The 699-nt window shown below is 66.4% G+C and carries 1 protein-coding gene; it reads right to left on the bottom strand.

Translation table 11 applies throughout. The features are described 5' to 3' along the window. Positions 1-699, bottom strand: a 699-nt coding sequence (locus tag FS320_RS44595; protein ID WP_192926446.1) for a transposase, incomplete at both ends; no start/stop codon positions are given.

Below are 699 nucleotides of genomic sequence, written 5' to 3'. Positions count from 1 at the left end.
TGCCGGTGCACTCCACTTCGGGCGCATGCAGGGCGTAGACCTTTGGCCCGCGCTGGCGCTGGGTCTGCTGCCGAACCCTGACCGCCAGGGCGAGCAGCGGTTCAAAGCCTTCCTCCAGGGCCGCATTGCCTTTGATCTTGCGGCGGACATCCCGGATCACTCGGCCGAGCCGGGCGCGCAGAAACCGCAGCTCGCGGTTCGCCCGTTTGAACTGATGGGCATGAAGGTAGCGGCCGATTCGGATCAGAGCGTGTTTGGCCACCCGGCGATAGCTCTGGCGCAACCGGACACCGCACTTGTGGGCGAGATCCACGAGCTTGATCAGGGCCCGGTGCATCAGGCGGGCATCGGTGGGATAAGCCACCGCCTTGGGCTGAACCGTGGTGTCGACGGCCACCCGCTCGAGATCCTTCGTGGCGAGAGCCCCGGTCTGGTGCGCCACGGAGAGGCTTTCCTGCAGCAAGGCGGTGAGATGCTCCTCGCCCAGCCGCTGGCGCCAGCGCGTCAGGGACGAACGCTCAAACGGCAGATCATGGCGGAAGCTGACCTCGCCGCAGAAGAACTGCACATAAGGGCTGTCGAGAAAGCGGGCGCACAGCACCTCGTCGGACAGGCTCTCCATGTGCTTGAGGATCATCAGGCCAGCCATCAGCCGCACCGGCAAGGGCGGGTGGCCGGGTCCGGGCTTGTAGACGCCGC

This window comes from Microvirga tunisiensis (assembly GCF_009296175.1).
Taxonomy (GTDB): domain Bacteria; phylum Pseudomonadota; class Alphaproteobacteria; order Rhizobiales; family Beijerinckiaceae; genus Microvirga; species Microvirga tunisiensis.
This window is presented reverse-complemented; position numbering and strand designations above follow the sequence as displayed.